19 protein-coding genes are annotated in these 21,968 nt (G+C 37.8%); 4 read left to right on the forward strand and 15 right to left on the reverse strand.

The window, feature by feature from the left end:
* Positions 1-21: 21 nt before the first annotated feature.
* The 3 genes from ABNX05_RS06195 to ABNX05_RS06205 form a co-directional block, all read right to left on the reverse strand.
* Positions 22-477 carry a DinB family protein gene (locus tag ABNX05_RS06195; RefSeq protein WP_349658943.1) on the reverse strand — a complete coding sequence of 152 codons (456 nt, stop codon included), beginning with the start codon at positions 475-477 and terminating at the stop codon, positions 22-24.
* A gap of 208 nt (positions 478-685) precedes the next feature.
* On the reverse strand, positions 686-1,738 hold the full coding sequence (locus tag ABNX05_RS06200) for a tartrate dehydrogenase (RefSeq protein ID WP_349658944.1): 1,053 nt from the start codon (positions 1,736-1,738) through the stop codon (positions 686-688).
* A 174-nt stretch (positions 1,739-1,912) separates the two neighbouring features.
* Positions 1,913-2,359, reverse strand: a complete 447-nt coding sequence (locus ABNX05_RS06205; protein ID WP_349658945.1) for a YlbF/YmcA family competence regulator — start codon at positions 2,357-2,359, stop codon at positions 1,913-1,915.
* Between the two features lie 87 nt (positions 2,360-2,446).
* Here ABNX05_RS06205 and ABNX05_RS06210 point away from each other — a divergent pair, with 87 nt between their 5' ends.
* On the forward strand, positions 2,447-2,947 hold the full coding sequence (locus ABNX05_RS06210; RefSeq protein WP_349658946.1) for a PaaI family thioesterase: 501 nt from the start codon (positions 2,447-2,449) through the stop codon (positions 2,945-2,947).
* On the opposite strand, the gene ABNX05_RS06215 is transcribed toward ABNX05_RS06210, so the two are convergent.
* On the reverse strand, positions 2,928-4,403 hold the full coding sequence (locus tag ABNX05_RS06215) for a UDP-N-acetylmuramoyl-L-alanyl-D-glutamate--2,6-diaminopimelate ligase (protein ID WP_349658947.1): 1,476 nt from the start codon (positions 4,401-4,403) through the stop codon (positions 2,928-2,930). The genes ABNX05_RS06210 and ABNX05_RS06215 overlap by 20 nt on opposite strands.
* Positions 4,404-4,666: 263 nt before the next feature.
* Positions 4,667-5,788, reverse strand: a complete 1,122-nt coding sequence (locus ABNX05_RS06220; RefSeq protein WP_349658948.1) for a CAP domain-containing protein — start codon at positions 5,786-5,788, stop codon at positions 4,667-4,669.
* Positions 5,789-5,936: 148 nt separating this feature from the next.
* On the opposite strand from ABNX05_RS06220, the gene ABNX05_RS06225 reads away from it, so the two are divergent.
* Complete coding sequence (locus ABNX05_RS06225) at positions 5,937-6,302, forward strand: YugN family protein (protein ID WP_349658949.1); 366 nt, start codon at positions 5,937-5,939, stop codon at positions 6,300-6,302.
* 203 nt (positions 6,303-6,505) lie between these two features.
* On the forward strand, positions 6,506-7,570 hold the full coding sequence (ytvI, locus tag ABNX05_RS06230) for a sporulation integral membrane protein YtvI (RefSeq protein ID WP_349658950.1): 1,065 nt from the start codon (positions 6,506-6,508) through the stop codon (positions 7,568-7,570).
* Positions 7,571-7,629: 59 nt separating this feature from the next.
* Here the strand turns inward: ytvI and ABNX05_RS06235 are convergent, their stop codons facing one another.
* From ABNX05_RS06235 to cyoE, 7 genes are all read right to left on the reverse strand, one after another.
* The gene (locus ABNX05_RS06235) at positions 7,630-8,091 is read right to left on the reverse strand and encodes a DUF420 domain-containing protein (protein WP_349658951.1); all 462 of its coding nucleotides are present in this window, start codon (positions 8,089-8,091) and stop codon (positions 7,630-7,632) included.
* 374 nt (positions 8,092-8,465) lie between these two features.
* Positions 8,466-9,389: a cytochrome c oxidase assembly factor CtaG gene (gene ctaG, locus ABNX05_RS06240; protein WP_349658952.1), complete on the reverse strand. Its 924-nt coding sequence runs from the start codon at positions 9,387-9,389 to the stop codon at positions 8,466-8,468.
* 745 nt (positions 9,390-10,134) lie between these two features.
* On the reverse strand, positions 10,135-10,479 hold the full coding sequence (locus ABNX05_RS06245) for a cytochrome C oxidase subunit IV family protein (protein ID WP_349658953.1): 345 nt from the start codon (positions 10,477-10,479) through the stop codon (positions 10,135-10,137).
* Between the two features lies 1 nt (position 10,480).
* Entirely contained in the window at positions 10,481-11,107 is a 627-nt protein-coding gene (locus tag ABNX05_RS06250; protein ID WP_197141720.1) for a cytochrome c oxidase subunit 3, read from the reverse strand.
* Positions 11,107-12,990: a cytochrome c oxidase subunit I gene (gene ctaD, locus ABNX05_RS06255; RefSeq protein ID WP_197141718.1), complete on the reverse strand. Its 1,884-nt coding sequence runs from the start codon at positions 12,988-12,990 to the stop codon at positions 11,107-11,109. The genes ABNX05_RS06250 and ctaD overlap by 1 nt, the downstream gene beginning before the upstream one ends.
* Before the next feature lie 230 nt (positions 12,991-13,220).
* Entirely contained in the window at positions 13,221-14,309 is a 1,089-nt protein-coding gene (coxB, locus tag ABNX05_RS06260) for a cytochrome c oxidase subunit II (RefSeq protein ID WP_349658954.1), read from the reverse strand.
* Between the two features lie 100 nt (positions 14,310-14,409).
* On the reverse strand, positions 14,410-15,327 hold the full coding sequence (cyoE, locus tag ABNX05_RS06265; protein ID WP_079559734.1) for a heme o synthase: 918 nt from the start codon (positions 15,325-15,327) through the stop codon (positions 14,410-14,412).
* A 335-nt stretch (positions 15,328-15,662) separates the two neighbouring features.
* Between cyoE and ABNX05_RS06270 the strand changes: the two genes are divergently transcribed.
* A complete protein-coding gene (locus ABNX05_RS06270) occupies positions 15,663-16,586 on the forward strand; it encodes a COX15/CtaA family protein (protein WP_349658955.1) in 924 nt (307 codons plus the stop codon).
* A gap of 250 nt (positions 16,587-16,836) precedes the next feature.
* On the opposite strand, the gene pyc is transcribed toward ABNX05_RS06270, so the two are convergent.
* The 3 genes from pyc to ABNX05_RS06285 are packed head-to-tail and all read right to left on the reverse strand — an operon-like array spanning position 16,837 to position 21,809.
* Positions 16,837-20,271: a pyruvate carboxylase gene (gene pyc / locus ABNX05_RS06275; RefSeq protein WP_349658956.1), complete on the reverse strand. Its 3,435-nt coding sequence runs from the start codon at positions 20,269-20,271 to the stop codon at positions 16,837-16,839.
* 12 nt (positions 20,272-20,283) lie between these two features.
* On the reverse strand, positions 20,284-21,468 hold the full coding sequence (locus tag ABNX05_RS06280; RefSeq protein ID WP_349658957.1) for an FtsW/RodA/SpoVE family cell cycle protein: 1,185 nt from the start codon (positions 21,466-21,468) through the stop codon (positions 20,284-20,286).
* A 59-nt stretch (positions 21,469-21,527) separates the two neighbouring features.
* Positions 21,528-21,809, reverse strand: a complete 282-nt coding sequence (locus ABNX05_RS06285) for an Fpa/YlaN family protein (protein ID WP_079559730.1) — start codon at positions 21,807-21,809, stop codon at positions 21,528-21,530.
* Between the last annotated feature and the right edge of the window lie 159 nt (positions 21,810-21,968).

A 21,968-nucleotide genomic window follows, 5' to 3' on the forward strand; every position in this document is an offset into this window, starting at 1 on the left:
TTATAGCCCTTACCTTTTATTTTAATATTTTCTTCTTATAAAATTTGCAGGTACCGGGGATAGATTTAATTCTCTCGCCCATACAGAAAGCTGCCCTATATGATGAATTTCATGTGCAATAGTATGGTGTAAAATATCATTTTTTGTATACGTATTTATATCCCAAGAGACTTTTACGATTTCATCATTTAAATTCTCGTTATGCTTCAAAAATTCGATAATTTCGTCTTGTAATTCAATTGAAAGATTTTTTACTTTTTCAAGCGTTCTATATTCATCAAAATCGAACATTCTGTCTTTTTCTCCCATAATGCCACGAATCCAGCTATATTCAACTTCAATAATATGAAATAGTGTATATAGAATACTACCTACTCCACCAATTCTTTTCTGCAACAATTCCTCTATACTTAGCTGATTACACCACTCGAACCATTCGTCTCTTACTTGCCAGTTATACTGAAAAAACTTGATCATGTGACCCTTCACCCCTTAGATTTTTTAGTAAGTTTTAGCAAAAACCAATAAACAGTCGAGCTGATGAAAATCCCACTGTTTAAAATTCTATCATTACCATAACGCTGATCTCCAAGGAGTCACCCAGTCGTAACGAAGATCAACTTATATGCATACATTTTAACAAATGATCTGCACAACTTTTGATGATAAATTTTTATATTTTTCTTTATTGTAAATGATGCAATACCGCATCCGTTACATCACGTAATGTTGCTTTTCCTCCTAAATCACCTGTTTTAATACCTTGCGCTAATGTTACTTCCATCGCATTCAGCACTTTGGTACCAACTTCATGATAGCCTAAGAAATCAAGCATCATTTTTCCTGTCCAAATTTGTCCAAGTGGATTTGCGATTCCTTGTCCCGCAATATCAGGAGCAGAGCCATGAACTGGTTCAAACATGGATGGATATTGTCGTTCTATATTTAAATTCGCAGCTGGCGCAATACCGATGCTGCCCATAATTGCACCACCTAAGTCGGTTAAAATATCCCCAAATAAATTTGATGCAACTATTACATCAAAGTTTTCTGGCTTCATCACCAAAAAAGCAGCTAAAGCATCAATATGATTAGATACTTGTCCTATATCCTCATAATCTTTACCAACCTGAGCAAACACCTCATCCCAAAAAGGCATACTATACGTAATTCCGTTAGATTTTGTGGCACTTGTAACATGCTGACGTCGATTTTTCGCCATTTCAAATGCATATCGCATTGCCCGCTCTGTTCCCTTCCTCGTGAAAATAGCATTTTGGATAGCAACTTCATCTTGTCCACTATGTATTCTGCCACCACTCTCAGCATACTCTCCTTCTGAGTTTTCACGTACAACTACAAAATCAAAGCCATTTGGGTTACGTAAAGGTGAAGGCAAACCTTGAAGTAGCTTTGCTGGACGCACATTAATAGATTGTTTCATCTCACGGCGTATTTTAATCAGTAGTCCCCATAACGAAATGTGATCTGGTACTAAATCGGGCATACCTACAGCACCTAAAAAGATTTGATCATAACCTTTTAAAATTTCAATACCATTATCAGGCATCATTTTACCTGTCTCTAAATAATAATCACAGCCCCATGGAAATGTTGTCCATTCAAATTGAAAGCTGCCATCTAGTTGAGCAGCTTTATTAAGCACTTCTATCGCCGCAGGCACTACCTCTTTACCAATCCCATCTCCTGGTATAACGGCAATTCGATAAGTCTTCATCTATTTATCCTCCTTTAATTTCTATATAGCCTATTCAATTACTATACAATTTTTATTCAGCAATTTCATCCTGATGTATGTTGCTTTCGCTACAACATAATATAGTAATAAAAAAAACTATATACAAACTCAATCGAGTTTTGTATATAGTCTATTAAAAAGCATTACCTTGTGTTAAGCAGAGCATGAGCAAGAACCACCTGAGCCACATCCTCCACCACATGAAGAACCTGATGCAAAGAACGGATTACTTACAGGAACTTTTACCGCTTCAGAAACAGTTTTCCCTATAAGTAAGCTTATTTGGTCAAGCAAATCTTGAAAATCGTTCTCAGCAAGTTTCAATGCCGAAACCTTTTCATTTAAATCGAGTGCGCGCTTTTGCTGACGAATCGATTTCATAATTGTATGATAGTCCGGATGATATTTTCCGAAACGTTGTACATCTTCGTACTGCTCTTTCATGCGATTGAAAGCGTAAATAGCTTCCACTATTTGGACGTCGCTATACACATCATCATAAGCTTGTTGCAGCGCTTTCGCAGGCTCAGAGGAAAGAATCATCTCACAAAGCTCATCGGCCTCATCCAAAATGATTGCCCAGTCAGAGGTCATCATCATTTTTAATTCCCCCAATCTCTTTTCCATCATAACAGATTTTATGGTAATTTTACATTATTGATACTTTTAAATGAAGGAGTTTTTAAATTGGTACCATCATCTAAAGAACAAATAGAACAATTACTTGCAGAGATTTTACAACATAGCACAGCTGAAGATGAGGAAGTCTTACTACATTTATTGTCTGGACTTCGCGATAAACAACAAGGTATTCATCGACGTTATATTAATGCTGCCTTACATATGGTAGGCAAATTTGAACCCGAAGTTAGTGAAGTTCGCATTCCCATTACACCTGTTATCCATAATACTATTAAGGTACCACACGGTGGGATTATTGCAACAATTGCAGATGCAGCAATGGGCGGACTTGCTTCGCGTTCAGTGCCAGAAGGCTTTAATGTTGTCACAACAAATATGAATATCTCTTATATTGCTACAACAACGAACAAGGAACTAATCGCTCGTGGGCGTTTCGTCCATAAAGGGCGCCAGACACTTGTGATGGAATGTGATATCGAGGATGAGACTGGACGAAGACTTGCTATTGCGACTGGATCTTTCTTTGTTATTCAACGCCGTCCTTAGACATAAGATTTAAAAAGTAATCTCGAATACATTGTTGATCGGAAAAAGGGAATTTTTGATTTTTTATTTGTTGGGTTTGTTCATGCCCTTTTCCGGCAACAAGTACAATATCGCCTTTTTCTGCCTTTGCTAGTGCTTGATGAATAGCAACTTTTCGATCTAAATAGATTTCATAATATTGCTGCTCAGTAAAACCAGCAATAATACTTTCATTAATTAAAATAGGATCCTCATCACGTGGATTATCCGTTGTTAAAAAGATGACATCCGCATACTTACTAGCTACCGCTCCCATCGCAAAACGTTTCGCCTTATCTCGATTCCCCCCACAGCTAAATACAAGGTAAAGGTTTTTAGAACGATCCAAAGTTTGCAAAACAGCCTGTAATGCCTCGGCCGTATGAGCATAATCTACATACACGTCAACCCCAAATGGATTGTCTATTTTCTCAAGCCTTCCTTCTGGTAGCCTTAACAACCACACATGCTCCGCTAGATCCTCAATTGAAAAACCTAGTCGCCATAAAGTCATTAACGCAGCTACAGCATTTTGTACATGATATTTTCCGTTAAAAGGAATTTCCACGATATGTTCACTCGAGGACGTTTGTAAACAAAGCACCGTTTTTCCAATTGATTCACTAACAATTTGGATATGTAAATCATTATGATTATCAAAGCCGAATGAGCAGGATTTTTTCTTATCATAAATACCAACGGAACGGCAAAAATTATCATCCCCATTTAGCACAAGCTTTTTTGACAAATCTGCCAACCTTTTTTTCGCACGCTTATAAGCTTCAAGTCCTCCATGATCTTCTAAATGGTCCTCCGTTAAATTTAAAAAAACACCACAATCGATATCACAATGATCAAGCCTATGTTGCTGTAACCCCATTGACGAAGCTTCTAAAACAACATGTGTAACACCATTTCGTACACATTGCTTTAAAATAGGATGCAACTCTTTTGCCTGTAATGTAGTTAATTGCTCATGCACTGTTTGCTGTTTCTGTTCATTGATGAAAAATCCTACAGTTCCAATAACCGCGACGTTTTTATGTAGAGCTCTTAGCAATTGGCTCACAAAATGACTCACTGTTGTTTTACCATTTGTACCCGTAACCGCAATGACTGTTAATGCTTCCGCTGGAAAGGCCGAAAGCTTTGCACTCGCATACGATAAAAATAAGGATGTATTCGGAACCCAAACAAAAGGAATACTTTGATCAGTAATAGGTATTGAAATACTTTCCTCTGATACTATAGCGGCAGCTCCCCGAGCTAATGCTTCTTTTACAAAACGACTTCCCGATGTTTTCTTACCTTTACGTACAATGAAAATATCCCCAGGTTTTACTGCCTGAGCATAGTCCTCAACGCCTGTAATATTTGTACGAATAGATCCTCCAGTTACACTACACGGCCAGTCTTTTAATAGCTCAGCTAATTGCAAGCTTCATTCCCCCTTTCGGTTCTCTAGCATATGACGGCGTATATAATGGTGTGACGAATATTGTAGTTGGTCATTGTGCATTTCTTTTTCGTCTAACTGAAAAGACTGAAGATACACTTGATTTTACCAAGTATATCTTCAGTCTTTGATTTCTATATATTCCAGCATTTTAGATGTACCGAAAGCGGAACGAGATTCACTGTCTCGTAAACGCTTGACTATTGAAAACTAATAATCAGTGAGGTGAAGAAGAACTCCTTAGATTAAGGTGATGATTCATCAATATTTTCTACTGGTTCCTCAGAGTCTTTATTCTCACTATCCAGCTCCTGTGAAGAAGACTCTAACAATATTTGCGTATAATAGTTTAAAAAGACTCCAGATCCCACTGTAGTATATAAATCATTTAATATGATTTTTCGATGCTCAGATGAATTTAGCCAACCATGCATTGCTTCGATAGCATCAAAATAATCAGTCGCAAGATTTTCATTCGCCTCACTATATTCGATTTCCTGTGTTTCTAATCTCTTTTTTAAATCTCCATTTGTTGGTGATTCATGACCAACGAAATTTTGAACCTTCATATCTTCACTATGCATATTTGCAACTTTTTCTATTGATTCATCAATATTTAATGGAGATAAATCATGTTGAACTCTTGCTACATTGATTAAATCGTCAAGTTGCGCAGCACTTGCTTCATTAATTTCCTTCTGTAAAAAGGAAGAAGGTGGTGTTGGTATAACTAACTCGCCTTGATAAGTCATTTCATAAGGTTGATGAAGAACAAGCGTTTTACTATTAGTAAAGCGTATGCCTTGTAGCTCACTCGTTTCTCTATCGAGATAGAGTTGTGCAAACAGCCCATCGAATTTTACAAGCAACCGTGTCTGCATATCTTCTTCACTCATCGAGAAAGAGAAAATATTTTCACCAACATTCGCCGTTACTTCGTAATCAATGATAGTCATTCGGTATATATCATCACGCTTCTGACCAACCTTAAAAGGAGAAGCATCTAAATCTTCACCAGCTAGATAAACTTGTGTCACCACATTATTTTCAACGCCTACCATAAAAAATTTGGAAGGACTTGCATTGTAGATCCACCAATCATAGCCAAAGGACGATGGTTCCTTTCGCACTGGTTCACCATATTTATCTGAAACTACCTTTATTTCTTTACCGATTAATGTCGACATCCCGCTTTTCGGACGTGGCATTGCCCCCATTTCAGGTTGCGTTAGCTCGGTTTTGGGAATGATATTTGAATTGGCATTCGGGCCTTTTAGCGGCTCATTTTCACGTGGTGTATTAAAAAACATAAAGCCAATCAACGCAATTGCAGCACATGCCATAAAAATGCGAAATAAAGCTTTCATATATGACTCCTTCTTATCACGATTATTCTAAAACTATTATATCAATTGTAGTTGGGTTGACACAATGTTGTCATTGCAACAATGTCGAATATGCTCTATTATAAAAATGAGCGTATACTTTGTACGAGAACCTAAAGGAGGATTAGAGATGTATTTTGAAAATACTAACCTTGAAAATTTAACAGCTGATCAAGAACTTATTGTAAGCGTCATGAAAAAAAACGGTTTAGAATGTGATGGCGGCTGGGACTACGAACGTATGACATTTGATAAGCGTTTCGATACTCGTGAGGGACGTTATTACCTACGTGTATTCTCATATGCTAAATCAGGTGATGTTGGTGCACACGATGCAATCCTAACATTAATGAAACCAGCACTTGGTAAGTACTACTATCCACACGGTGTTGAGTATGGTGATGATGAAGTTTATCCAGCTCATCTTGTAAAAAAATGTGAAGAAATCTTAAAAAAGGTTAAATTAGACTTACAAGATTTTGAAATTCGCGCTTAATTTTAGATAGTTATTTCACGGTGCATATATGTCGATTAAACATCGAAATCATTTTTATTTTTTTATCAGGTAACAGTAACGGCAATAGCATGCAGTGCAATAGCTAAACTGAAAAGACTGGTGGTCCAGTCTTTTTTATTTTGAGTAAAAATTTTATTTCTTCTCATACTAACTATATCTTTTACATGATGTAGGTGAGATAAATGTTACAATTTTTAAAAAGTCCTTTTTTTCGCCATCCGATAATCGTTATAGCGATTGGAATTGCAATTCTCTGGTTTATATCCCTGTCATTACCGATACTGCTTGCCTACGTAACTGCATTATTATTGGAACCTGTCATCATACGAATTAGTAAACGGTTCCGAAAAAAACGAAAAATAGTCGCATCCATTTTTTTTATGATCTTTTCAATTGTGACATTATTATTATGTATTCTCATCATATTTATAAGCTGGAAACAATTTTCAATATTTATCATTGATATTCCAGAGTACCTCAATCAACTCTCAGCAATATGGATTCAAATGCAATCCAAGCTCTCCAACTACACGCATCGTTTGCCCTTAGATCTTGTTATACAAATTCAACTTATGATAGCACAAGCTCTTTCTTCAATTGAGAAATATGCTCTTTCTTTAACAAATGTGAATGTTTGGTCATCTTTACTTACGTATATTACTTCTCGTTTGTTTGATATTTTTGTTTATTGGATTGTGTTATATATGTTTCTTTTAGAACTACCGAATATTAACCGGAAAATGTTAGCACCTATTTCGTTTCACTATCAACAAAAAATACTATTTATTGGACAGCGTGTGAAACTGGCTTTATTTGGTTTTATGAAAGCACAATTTTTTGTTGGTATTTGTATTTTAGCTATATCTTTTGGGACTTTTTATTTTCTTAAAACTCCATTCCCACTTGTTTTATCACTCTTGCTAGTCATTTTAGACTTCGTTCCTTTTTTAGACTCATTCATTTTGCTTCTTCCTTGGGCACTATACAAAGCCTTTACAGGTGATTATATTTTTGCTGTTATGCTAGTCGCATTAACAATCGCACTATTTTTAGTTCGACGTATGATTGAACCTAGAGTAATTGGAAATAAAGTTGGACTCTCCTCACTCACAACCTTTATTGCAATGTTTATCGGTTTTGAAGTGTTTGGATTTGTTGGTATTTTAATCGGTCCTTTACTCTTTGTTGTTGTGCTGTCCCTATTTAATCAAACATCTATAAAAAATCTCCCTCCTTCTCAAAAATAAAAGGAGGGAGATCTTTTTGATCAATTATGCTTCTGCACAATGACACCAGCTGAAAGAAGTTAAAAGCCTAAAATTGCTTTAATGACAGATGTTGTTTCACCTGGCTCAAATAAAACATAAAGTAACAAGTAAACAAGAACTCCGGTAATAGCTACGAAGAACCAAATAATACTTGTAATCGGTCCAATACGACGGTGAAGCTTAAGGTTCGTTTTCAAACCAGAGATGATACTAACAATACCAAATACTGCTCCGGTTGTTGCAAGCGTAATATGGAAAATTAAGAAGAACGTATAATATGGTTTTAAATCTTCTCCGCCACCAAACGCTGTGTTACCAATAAAGATTGTACGTGAAGCATAAATAATAAAGAAGATAAGTGCTGCGACACCTGCTGCAAGCATTACTTTTTTATGTGCCTCCACTTTTCTTTTTATAATTAAGCCCCAACCAATAGCTACAAGTACAGCACTAATAACAATGAATGATGTACTTATAGTAGGCAAAATTTGTAATTCCATTGACAAAACCCCTTATACTTTAAAATCAATTCTGCCTCGGCATAATTGCGTCCCGAATCGGCTTTGTGCTTAGGCCTGCACAAGGGCCGACACGATGTCGGTCATTTCGGTAATGCCACAGGAGGTGGCGTTTTTACCGATGTAGGTCAGTTAGCCGTTATCGCATGGACGCGATGTTTTTTAGGCTAATATCCCCTAAGAACCCCTTTCCGATTCCGTGACATCCGCCGGAGGCTCTAGGCCAACACGATGTTGGTTACTCAGTCGTTGCCACAGGACGTGGCGCTCTTAGACTGAGTTCCTCTTTTATACCGAAAGCGTAGCGACAGGTATTTGGACACCTGTTGAAAGAAGTTAAAAATTCTTTTTTACAATTAATGTTGCTGCTGGCTTTCCCATTTCTTTTGATGCTCTTTTAAAGCATCGGCAGTAATTTTATCCGGATCCTTTTGTTCTGCACGATACCAATTAAGGAAAATCGCCCCTAGTAATACACCAAAAATAATCTCTTGTAAAATCTTCATTAAAACGCCGCCTAATTGCTGATCAGCAACAGATGTCATATTTGTAAAGAGCTCTGGTCCTGAAAGAGATAAACTAGATAGTGTGGCAACTGGCACACAAAGTTCCATTGCTTTTAGCCATGCTTCACCATTTGTATATGTTTCATACATAGCGTTTGGTGCAAAAATAATTAACGCACACGCAGGTGTAATTAATACCGCATTAGCAATGATATAGGCTAATTTATGCAAAGGCTTCATTTGTGGTTGATTTGGCATCTTTTGAATCAAAGGCCAGTACATTAAGACAGCAGAAACAAATAATACAAATGTATATGTACCATGTAGAGTTTCGTTTAATTTAATGTAGTCTAGTACTGCAGGTAAGTGATAGAAAGAAAATAGACCAATAAACACAAATACTGCAGCGACGGGAAATGTAAGTACTTTAAATAAAGATCTAACAACTGGTGCTTCAATCGCAACTTTCCATACCCACCAAGGAATTCCCTTAATTAAGAAAATCGGTACAAGTAACAATAAAATAGCCATTTGCACCATATGCATTGTAAACATAATGTGCGCCATTAAATCTATTGGAGATCCTTTAATAATATATATCGTTACCATCGCCAGTACAAAATAAATAGCCTCTCCTTTTTTCAAAGGCTCACTTACTTTAAAATCCTTGCGCCACTTTGTTGTGACTAGAAAATAGATGACTGTTATAAAAACAAGAACCCCTATTAAGTATGGGCTCCATAAAGCTTGGAAACCAAATATACTAAGTGGCATACAAAACGCACTCCTTTAAACTTCAGTACCCCTATTATAGAACGCTTACAAACATTCTGCAATGAACGAAAGGTGAACAAATTTACTATCTATAGTTTACCTTTCTTACAGGATGATCGTACATATAGAAAAAATAATCAAAGTTAAAAAAATCAACATGAATTATATTAATTCTTTCCAGCTTATCATCATAACGTGAGGTTGATTTCCGTTCCAGGCTACTCGCTTTCCTGTGGGCGGGAGTCGAGTAGCCTTCCACTCCAATCAACAATAGCATAGAACTGAACTTTAATAAATTTTATTCATTTCAAAAGTGGGCTCTATGGCAACGCACCATATTTGAACAGATATAACAGTAATGTAATTATACATTTGTTGTTGCTGCCGCTACGTTAACACTTCGCTTTCGCACAGAAAACATTTACCGCTGACACTTCGTTTTCGCACAACCACTTAATTAACCCGACATGTCAAAGGATACATGCTAAGTGAATCAGTTGATTGGAGTGGAGACTGGGCGACTCCATGGGGATCAGCGTCACAGATGAGACCCTGCAGCGAAGCGAAGCGGCTCATCGGACGCCCCAAGGAAAGCGCCCAGTCGAACGGAAATCAACCCTTCATTTTGCCGAAGAGTTAATGTCATTAATGGCAGTAGCTCCACATTAAATTGTATGGAACTATTATAGAAACCAAAAAGAAAAGCACGTTCCTACAGTAAGTAGAGAACGTGCTTTTTTGGTGATTACCACCAAATAATTGTTAAAAATGCTAAGAAGAATGTAAATGCGATTAAAATACCCATCCACATGAAGAAGCCAATTACACCACCGAAGTGTGTTTTTTTGTCTTCTAAGTGCATGAAAGAGTAAAGTTGAAGAACAACTTGAACTCCAGCAAGCAATAAAATAAGCGGTAATATTAAGTATTTAGAAAAATCAGCTGCAACTACTGCGAATGCGATAAACGTAAAGAAGATCATAAGCGCAAAGTTGATTACTTGTTTACGCATATGAACGGCATTATGATGACGATCATACTCGTATTGTGCCTGTGACTTAGCAACTATAGGTGTATCGTGCGATGACATATTATCCGATCACTCCCATCAAGTAAACTACTGTAAAGATGAATACCCAAACTACGTCGATAAAGTGCCAGTATAATGCAGCCACGAAGAATTTAGGTGCATTGTATAAGTTAAGACCACGCTTAGCATTACGAAGCATTAACGTAGCAATCCACACAAGACCTAATGTTACGTGGAAACCATGTGTACCAACTAATGAATAAAACGCAGTTGAGAATGCAGATTGGTCAAATGTAAAACCAAGACCTACATAATGATTGAATTCATAAATTTCAAGACCTAAGAATCCAAGACCTAAAAGTAATGTTATACCAAGCCAAGTTTGCATTGCCTTAAAGTTAAAGTTACGCATGTGGTAAATGGCATAAACAGACGTTAGTGAAGATGTTAATAATAACATCGTCATAGCGAAAGCTAAAGGTAATTCAAATAAACTTTGTGTTGTGAACTCCATGCCAGCTGGCCCTTTGTTCTTAAGCGCTAAGTAAGTAGCGAATAAACTTGCGAAAAGCACAACTTCACAGGCAAGGAAAATCCAGAAACCAACAACTTTATTTTTCCCTTCCATCGTAGCTTGTTCAGGATGATCTGGCCAAGTATGAGGAGTAAATTTAGTATTGAAATCCATTATTTATTTCCTCCTTTGCCGTAAAGATGTTCTTCAATTTCAAGAATTTCTTCTTTGTGTAAGTGGAAGCCGTGATCGTCCTTAACAGAACGGAAAATCATAGCACCAAATGTAATTGCAAGACCAGCAATTAAAATATAAATTGACCATGGTTTATCTGCATCTGGATTGTAAAGAGCACCGAATGCTGCGATAAACATACCCATCGAAATAACAAATGGGATAGCTGAGTTGTTTGGCATATGAATATCACCGATTGGCTCAGCAAATGTAACTTCTTTATTACCTTCTTGCTTTTCAATCCACCAAGGATCTAAACCACGAACAAGAGGTGTTTGACGGAAGTTATAGAATGGGATTGGTTGTGGAATTGACCATTCTAAAGTACGTCCATCGCCCCATGGATCGCGACCTGCTGGTTTGCCTTTGATTGACATTAAGCAGTTGATTACCATTAAGATAACCCCTACACCCATCATTAATGCACCGATTGTAGAGATATAGTTGAACTGATCCCAACCTTGACCTTCCATGTAAGTGAATACGCGACGTGGCATACCCATTAAACCTAAGAAGTGTTGAACGAAGAACGTTAAATGGAATCCGATAAAGAATACCCAGAAAGTAATTTTACCAAGTGTTTCGTTTAACATACGGTTGAAGAAAATTGGCCAGTAGAAGTGCGCTGAACCAAATAACGCTGTTACGATACCACCAACGATTACGTAGTGGAAGTGAGCAACGATAAAGTAAGAATCGTGTAATTGGTAGTCAAGAGGTGCAGATGCTTGCATTACCCCTGTAACACCACCCGCAACGAATGACGGGATGAAACCAAGTGCATAAAGCATTGGTGTTGTAACTTTAATAGATCCGCCCCAAATAGTTAAGATCCAGTTGAATACTTTCATACCTGTTGGAACCGCAATCGCCATTGTTGCAACAGCAAAGATTGCGTTAGCTGTTGGCCCAAGACCAACTGTAAACATGTGGTGAGCCCAAACCATGAACCCTAAGAAACCGATTAAAATTGTTGCGAATACCATTGAAGAGTATCCGAATAAACGCTTACGAGAGAACGCTGGAATAATCTCAGAGAATAAACCGAACGCTGGTAATACTAAGATATAAACTTCTGGGTGTCCAAAGATCCAGAATAAGTGTTCCCAAATAATTGTGTTACCACCCATTAAATGGTCAAAGAAGTTACCACCGAACATACGGTCAAATAACATCATTAATAAACCAATTGTTAATGGAGGGAATGCGAATAGGATTAATGCACTTGATACTAGAGAAGTCCAAGTGAATAATGGCATACGCATAAATGTCATACCTGGAGCACGCATTGTAATAATCGTAACGATAAAGTTAAGACCTGAAATTAACGTACCTGCACCTGATATTTGTAAACCGAGAACATAGAAGTCAATACCATGTCCAGGAGAATATAAAGATAATGATGCATAAGACGTCCAACCCGCATCAGGAGCGCCACCCATAAAGAATGATAGGTGAAGGAATACTGCACCTAGGAAGAATAACCAGAACCCTAAAGAGTTAAGGAACGGGAATGCTACGTCACGTGCACCAATTTGTAATGGTACAAGCATGTTCATAAATGCGAATAGTAATGGAGTCGCAGCTAGGAATAACATTGTTGTTCCGTGCATTGTTAATAATTCATTGAAAAAACCAGCTGATACGAAGTCGTTATTTGGTTTCATTAATTGAATACGCATTAATAACGCTTCAAAACCAGCGATAGCAAAGAACAGTGTACCGGCTAATAAATACATTACTGCTAACTTTTTATGGTCAACAGTTGTAATGTAGTCCCAGACAGTTGCTCCAAAGCCCTTTTTCTGTGTGTATGAGCTCACAACTTTTACCTCCCTCAAAGTTTGTTACATAAAACATCAATTGTGCCTTGGCATAATTGCGTCTGGAATCGGCTTTGTGCTTGCACAAAAAACTCCTTTCCGATTCCATGACATCCGCCGGAGGCTTTAACTTCTTTCAGCGGGCGTTTGGACACCCTCTGAAAAAAAACTTACATTCGCATTCATCTCACCACTAAAGAGGTGGGAGATTCTGCTGAAATAAGTTAAAATTATTTCTCTACAGATAAGCCCATGATATACGTTGCAAGAGCTTGAATTTCTTCATCAGTTAAGTCGCCATAAATTGGCGCAGTACCTTCTGGATTCATCATTAAGTTACCTGGTTTGAATTTGCCAGGATCTTTAATCCAATCTTTTAAGTTTTCTTCATTGTGTTCTAAGAAACCAGCAACACGGTTACGGTCACCAAAAGTAGTTAAGTTAGGACCTGGTGTGCCTGCACCACTTGTACCTGATACAGCATGACAACCCATACAGCTCTGAGCAAATGTTGCTTCCCCTAGATCTGTTGAAGCTTTGTCAGCCTTTTTCCCGTCTGTTGCTTTCATTGAAGCTACCCATGTATCGAATGCATCTGGGCTTAATGCTTTAACTTTGAAGTCCATTAATGCATGTGAAGGACCACATAACTCAGCACATTTACCATAGAATACGCCGTCTTTAAGGTCTTTTGATTCTTTATCGAATTCTAGATAGAACTTGTTCAAGTTATCTACGTTCGTATCCATTTTACCGCCTACAGCAGGAATCCAGAATGAGTGCTTAACATCGGCAGCTTTTAAGTTAAAGTAAACTTTTTGACCTGTTGGTACTACTAATTCTTGTGCCGTTACAATACCTTGGTTAGGGTATTCAAACTCCCACCAATATAATTTCGCAGTTACATTTACTGTAAGTGCTGTTTTGTCACCGTTTTCATCTACTTCGTCCATCGCAGCAACATCTGCAAATTTGTAAGTAGCCGTAACAACTGGTACAGCTAAGATTAATAATAAAATAATTGGTATAACTGTCCAAATCACTTCAAGTGTGTGACTTCCTTCTACTTGCTTAGGAATAACATTTTCGCCAACTTTTGCGCGGCGGAATTTTAAGAATGCAAGTAAATAGACAACGGATACTACTACTACAACTAACGTCATAATTCCAGTAGCTAGCATTAATAGATTGAATTGTTCTTTACCTACTTGGCCAGACGGTTTCAGTGCAGAAATATAATCTTCACCACAACCAGAAAGGAAAACCATCATCACTGCTAGTAGTGAAAAAAGACGCCACTTTTTAAGGCCTTTCATCATAGCTTAATTAAACCCCTCTTTCTTTGTTGTATTTTCATGTGTACCTAGGACATCAGTTCTGTCTATATGAATTCTTTAAGAAAAGAAAGAATTCCTACATTTAGCTAAACAACGCAAAAATTATGATGGATACAAATAGTATGGTCATATGATTCAAAGAATAGATAAACATTTTATTTGCCCATTTCATATCATCTTTTGTCGTAAAGCCTTTAAAAGCTAGAATCAACCAGCCCAAGTTCAATGCAGTCGCAAGAATCAAGAAGCCAATCCCAAGCTCCGGTAAAAGGAAAGGTAACGGTAATAATAAAAGAATCCAGAATAACATTGAGTACTTAGTTCGTTTAAATCCCTTTACTACTGGTAGCATTGGTATATTAGCTGCACGATATTCCTCAGTACGTTTCATAGCAAGTGCATAAAAATGCGGTGGTTGCCATGCAAACATGATCAGGAATAAGGCAAGTGCTCCAGCACCTAATGTAGGCTCAACAGCTGCAAACCCAATAACTGGTGGGATTGCCCCCGAAATACTTCCTACAACCGTGTTACTAACATGCTTCCTCTTTGACCACATTGAGTACAGAACAACATAAGCAAATATTCCTACAAGTCCCCACATGCCGGCCGCAAACGATGCCGCAAATAACAAAATTTCACCTACAATTAAAAATGAGAGGGCAATGGTCAGTACAAAATTCGGCTTAAATCTACCCGTTACTGTCGGTCTTGCCTTCGTTCTTTTCATGATTGGGTCAATATCCTGATCAATAAAGTTATTCATTGCGCCCGAGCCACCTATAATCAATGCTGCACCCAGCATGGTGAACAATATGACATCAAGCTCTTGCAAGAAGTGTCTACTAGTAAATTGAAATGCCAGCCACATCCCTGTAAACGTTGTGACAAGATTCGAGTTAACAATTCCAATTTTTATCAGTGCTAAAAAATCTTTCACAACAGATGTTGATGCTGGTCCACCATTTCTAGTAGCCGTCAGTGCACGACCGTTTGACATGATACCTCTCCTTTCATTTTTGTAAGCATATTCCGCTACCAATTACTATAGCGAAATTTGCGATTGATTTCTAGACATTAAGTGAAATTTAGATGAAGTTGTAAAAATTAGCTTTGTCTAGAAATATAATAAAAACAACATATCTATAGTAAATCATTTTCCAAAATGAATTGTGAAGGATAGAGTACGAAATTATGAACAATTTGTGAAATGGAATCGACATCTAATACTCCCTACTCTTTACAAGTTGTTTTTTACCTGTATTTTCGATATCATCTATTAGCAGAAACATTACTTTCATGTAATGTTCATAGATAAAGTAGGTGACTCATTTTATGCAACACAACAAGTATATGAAATGGTTTGCTGTTGCCGCTACAGTTGGAATGCTCCTTATTTTATTAGGAGGAGCACTTGTTACCAAAACAGATAGTGGCTTAGGCTGTGGTCGAAATTGGCCTGATTGTAATGGTTCTCTTATTCCAAAAGATATAACACCAGAAGTCTTAATTGAATTTTCTCATCGTCTTGTAACTGGCGTTGTATCTATTTCGATTCTTGCGTTAACGGTTTGGACATGGCGTAAACTCGGTCATATTCGAGAAGTAAAATTATTAGGTTTCTTAGCGATGTTTTTCTTAATCGCACAAGCTCTTATTGGAGCAGCTCAAGTGTTGTGGGGACAAGGCGATTTCATATTAGCGCTCCACTTTGGGATATCTCTTATTTCCTTTGCTGCTGTGCTCCTTCTTTCTATGATTGTATTTGAAGTCGATCGGAAATTTGATGCCGATAACGTATTTATTGGTAAAAAGTTACGTTGGCATACAATTGCTGTCACAATTTATTCTTATTTAGTCGTTTATACAGGGGCGCTTGTTCGCCATACAGATTCTAGCTTAATATGTCCTGACTGGCCATTTTGCTATAACGAAACACCATTCGCACCGTTTAATAATATGTACGAATGGGTGCAAATGGGGCATCGCCTAGCAGTTCTTATCTTTTTCATTTGGATTGCATACATAACTTGGCACGTTGTAAAAGAATATAAAAATCAACGCGTTATTTACTATGGCTGGATTATTGCCTTTACTATAGTAATTTTACAAATGATCGCAGGTATGTTAGTAGTCCTAACTAAATTGAATTTAACAGTCGCATTACTTCATTCATTATTCATTTCAATTCTATTTGGTCTACTTTGTTACATGATAATGCTAGTTGCACGTAGCAATTATAATGAAAAAAGCAAATAATAGTAGAAAAAGATTCGCTACATTTTTCAGTAGTGAATCTTTTTTATTTCGGCAATCACTTCTACCATTTATGTGTAAAAAAATCAACAAGTTTATTATTACAATATAGCAAATTTTGACGTATTATCTCTACAAAAACATTTGTAACTGACGCTTTGCTTTCGCTACACAAAACAAACATTTGCTGAATAAAGATAAAAAGGTTATTAGTATGCTGTAAAAGCCATCTAATAACCTTCTTTATTATCAATTATTCGATTTCAATTAACAAATCACCTGTTGAAATAGCATCGCCCGCATGAGCGTACACTTCTTTCACGATACCGTCTTTCGGCGCTTGGACGGTTGTTTCCATTTTCATCGCTTCGGTAATTAATAAGTGATCCCCACGTTTTACATGGCTTCCTTTCGATACGACTACTTTTAAGACCGTTCCAGGCATCGTTGCGCCAATTTGATTTGGATTGCTTGGGTCTGCTTTTAATGCCAGACTGCCATCTACTTCGACAGTCATATCTTGAATCACTAGTTCACGAGATTGACCGTTCAGCTCAAAGTATATAACACGCGTACCATCGTGCTGCGGTTCTCCAATAGAAACAAGTTTAATGATTAGTGTTTTTCCTTTTTCAATCTCGACTTCGATTTCTTCGCCTAGTTTTAACCCGTAAAGGAATGTTGGCGTATCTAATACCGAAATATTCCCGAAGGAGTTCACTGTTTTTGCATACTCTTCAAACACTTTAGGATACAAAGCAAATGCTAGCACATCCTGCTTTGTCACGGGACGATTTAATTTCCCCTCTAGTATCGCCTCTAATTGCTCAAAATTCACAGGCTCTAATAGCTCGCCAGGACGTACCGTAATTGCTTCACGATCCTTTAACACAACCTTTTGAAGTGCCTCTGGGAAGCCACCATGTGGTTGTCCTAAATAACCTTGGAAGAATTCAATCACAGAATCCGGGAAATCGATTGTTTCCCCTCTTGTCAGGACAGAGTTTTCATCTAAATCATTTTGCACCATAAATAACGCCATATCACCGACTACTTTCGAAGATGGGGTTACTTTGACAATATCGCCAAAAAGAAGGTTTACGCGGGAATACATACGCTTCACTTCTTCCCATCGATCTCCAAGGCCTACTGCTTTGGCTTGCTGTTGCAAGTTACTGTACTGACCACCTGGCATTTCATGGACATAAATTTCAGAATGCGGGCTAATCATGCCGCTTTCAAAATCCTTATAATATTTACGCACATCTTCCCAGTAGTACGATAATTTTTCAAGCGCATCGATATCAGCACGAACCTCGCGCTTACCGCCCTTCATTGCATAATACAAGGAGTTTGCACTTGGCTGTGATGTTAAACCTGCCATTGAACCGAGTGCCGTATCAATGATATCTACCCCTGCTTCGATCGCCTTGGCATATAAATAAATACCATTGCCACTTGTATCATGTGTATGCAGATGGATTGGAAGACTTGTTGTCTCTTTCAACTCTGAAATTAAACGATAGGCTGCTTCTGGCTTCAATAATCCAGCCATATCTTTTATCGCTAAAATATGGGCACCTGCTGCCTCTAACTCTTTTGCCATTTCCTTGTAGTATTGAACTGAATATTTCGCTCTTGATTCATCAAAAATATCTCCTGTGTAACAAATCGCAGCTTCAGCAATTTTACCTGATTGACGTGCTGCATCAATGGCTACTTCCATTCCTTTAATCCAGTTCAAGCTATCGAAAATGCGGAATACATCAATGCCTGATGCCGCTGATTCAGCGATAAACTCACGAATTAAATTGTCTGGGTAATTTGTGTAGCCAACTGCATTCGCACCACGCAATAACATTTGGAATAGTACATTCGGTACTTGTTCACGTAGCTTAGCAAGTCGCTCCCACGGATCTTCTTTTAAGAAACGGTACGCCACATCAAACGTTGCGCCACCCCACATTTCAAGTGAGAAGAAATCATGCATCATGCGCGCTGTTGCATCTGCAACTTCGAACATATCCTGTGAACGCACACGTGTTGCAAGAAGTGATTGGTGTGCATCTCGGAAAGTTGTATCCGTTAATAGCACATCCTCTTGCTCCAAAATCCATTTCACAAGCCCGTCTGCTCCTTGGGCATCTAAAATTTGCTTTGTCCCTGCCGGAGGAACGATTAATTTATCGACTTTTGGGATGCTCGGCTGTACAAAAATTGGCTTCGATTTCTTTTCTACACTAGGGAAGCCATTTAGCGTTACATTGCCAATATAGCTTAAGAGCTTTGTCCCACGGTCCTTACGCTCAGGGAAATTAAATAGTTCAGGTGTTGAATCGATAAAGCTTGTATCAAATGCACCCGTTAAAAATTTCTCGTGCGTTACGACATTATTTAAAAATGGAATATTCGTTTTAACCCCACGAATACGGAACTCTTTTAAGTTTCGGTCCATTTTTGCTGCCGCTTCTTTAAATGTCATCCCTGTCGTTGAAATTTTAACTAGTAGCGAATCATAGTACGGCGTTACAACAGCTCCTTGGAAGCCATTGCCGGCATCCAATCGAACGCCAAAACCACCGCTTGAACGATATACCATAAGCTTCCCTGTATCAGGCATAAAATCATTAGCTGGGTCTTCCGTTGTGACACGCGCTTGAATCGCATAGCCAATCATTGGAATATCTGCCTGTTGTGGAATATGGATTTCCTCACTATGCAGACCGTACCCTGCTGCCACTTTAATTTGGGCGTGCACAATATCGACACCCGTAATCATTTCAGTAATCGTATGCTCTACTTGAATACGAGGGTTGACCTCGATGAAATAAAACTCATCGCCTGCAACTAAAAATTCTACTGTCCCTGCATTTATGTATGAGACATTTTTCATTAATTGAACCGCAGCATCACAAATTCGGTTTCTTAAATCTTCCGAAATTGAATTAGATGGTGCGATTTCTACAACCTTTTGATGTCGACGTTGAATCGAGCAATCACGTTCATATAAATGAATGATATTGCCCTGTTGATCGCCAATAATTTGGACTTCAATATGCTTTGGCTTAATAATCGCCTTTTCTACATACACCTCATCAGAGCCAAATGCTGCTTTCGCCTCTGATTTTGCACGTTCATAGGAGGACGCTAGCTCCTCTTTTGTATGAACAAGGCGCATTCCTCGACCACCGCCGCCTAGTGCTGCCTTAATCATAATTGGATAATCATATGCGCTAGCAAAAGCTTCTACCTCCGCTAAATTAGCTACTGGACCATCTGTACCTGGAATAACAGGAATACCTGCAGCAATTGCTTGTTCACGCGCCTTCACCTTATCCCCAAACATATCTAAATGCTGGGAAGTAGGTCCAATGAAAACAATCCCCTCTTCTTCACATCGACGTGCAAATTCTACGTTTTCTGATAAAAAGCCATAACCTGGATGAATCGCATCAACATTAGCATCTTTCGCGATCGTAATAATGCCCTCAATATCTAAATAAGCATCAATTGGTTTCTTGCCAGCTCCTACTAAATAGGCTTCATCTGCTTTAAAACGATGGAATGCCCCACTGTCCTCCCGCGAATAAATGGCTACAGTTTGGATATTCAACTCCGTACATGCACGGAAAATACGAATTGCAATTTCTCCTCGATTGGCTACGAGAATTTTGTTGATTGATTCCATTGATATCCCCCTTTATGATTGTGTCTTTCTCCTTTCTACCTTTTCAAACATAGAAATATTGATTAATATTCCCATCGCTAAAGATAGAATAATTATAGATGTCCCACCATAGCTAATAAAAGGTAGCGTGACACCGGTTAACGGGATTAACCCAGTTACACCCCCAAGATTGATAAACGTTTGCCAGCCAATCCAGCTCGCAATACCAGCCGTAATCATACGTGCTAGTGGATCTTTCGTGCGCAACGCAATCGAAAATCCTTTATATACAATAAACCCTAAACCACCTAAAACGATAAGAACTCCCCAAATTCCTAGTTCCTCCATAATAATTGCCATAATAAAATCGGTTTGTGGTTCAGGCAAATACCCCAATTTTTGAATCGATTGACCGAGACCTCTTCCTTCTAAACCGCCTCCGCCAATGGCATAATAACTATTGACAACTTGATGACCACTACCAGTCTCATACTCAAACGGGTTAATGAATGATTTAAGACGTCCCAAACGGTTTGTCGTTAACATATTTCCTTTAAACAGCATTAGTATACCAAAGATGACTCCTCCAAACGCGCCCAACACTCCAAAAAACTTCCAAAATGTTTTAAATGGAATACCACTCGCTGCTACAACACAAACAGCAATTCCACATAGAATAATACTTGCTCCCAAGTCGGTTTCAAACGCTACACCAGCAACAACAAGAATCCAGAGGAATATAGGATAAAATATTTCATTTGGTTGTAGCTTCTCAAGCGTATATTTTTGTCCTTTCCGATAAAAAGCTGCAGCAAAATATAAAATTATAAATAGCTTCGCATATTCAGAAGGTTGAAAATTACCAAAACCCGGGACATGTATCCAACTTTTAGAACCTATCCCTTCCGTATCACCGTTACCAGCAACTTTTACCCAAGTAAATAGAACAACTAGCACAGCCGTAAGTAACAACATAACATTTTTATTCGCATAATGTTTATACGGGAAAAATGCAGCTACTAAAAATCCAAGAAAAGCTACAATTAAATTGATTACTTGCTTGTGATAATAGAAATCTGGAGCTTCTCCTTTTTGTGCAATCGCCACCATCATACTGGAGCTATAAATCATTACTAAACCAAATAAGCTTAATAATAGAACAGTAAAAAACAACGGATAATCAAAATTTTGTGCATAACGTTTTAAGTATTGTTTCATCGGAAAACCTCATTCTAGAAAAAAAACTCAAATCGCAAATGCGTTTGAGTTTTTTCTTTTTATTTGTCTGTATACGCGTCATGTAGTACAGAAAGTTCTTTCTCGAGTGAATCGAGAATTTCTTTGCCTTTTTCGCGTTCAATGAGTCCCAGCTTCACAGCAAATTCAATTTCACGTGAAAGGCCGAACATTTGTGTATCTAATACTTCTTCATATAGAGGGCATTGTGGCATTGTTAAATGATCCATTTGTACTCGAATGAGGCGAGCAATTTTATCTGCATCAGCAACTAAAAGCTCCAAAGCCTTCTCTTGAAAAGAAGTTTGTGATTTAGTATCCATGAGGACGCCCCCATTATCTGATATTTCTTCGATTCTATCTTAATAAAGTTTATCTTTTAGTCGTTAAAAATGCAAGTGTCTACATTGGAAAATAGAGAAATCGAATTATATTTCTTTATTATCTCTAGTCATTAGCGTTATACTATTTCATGGATATAC

This window comes from Lysinibacillus zambalensis, assembly GCF_040183165.1.
GTDB lineage: Bacteria > Bacillota > Bacilli > Bacillales_A > Planococcaceae > Lysinibacillus > Lysinibacillus zambalensis.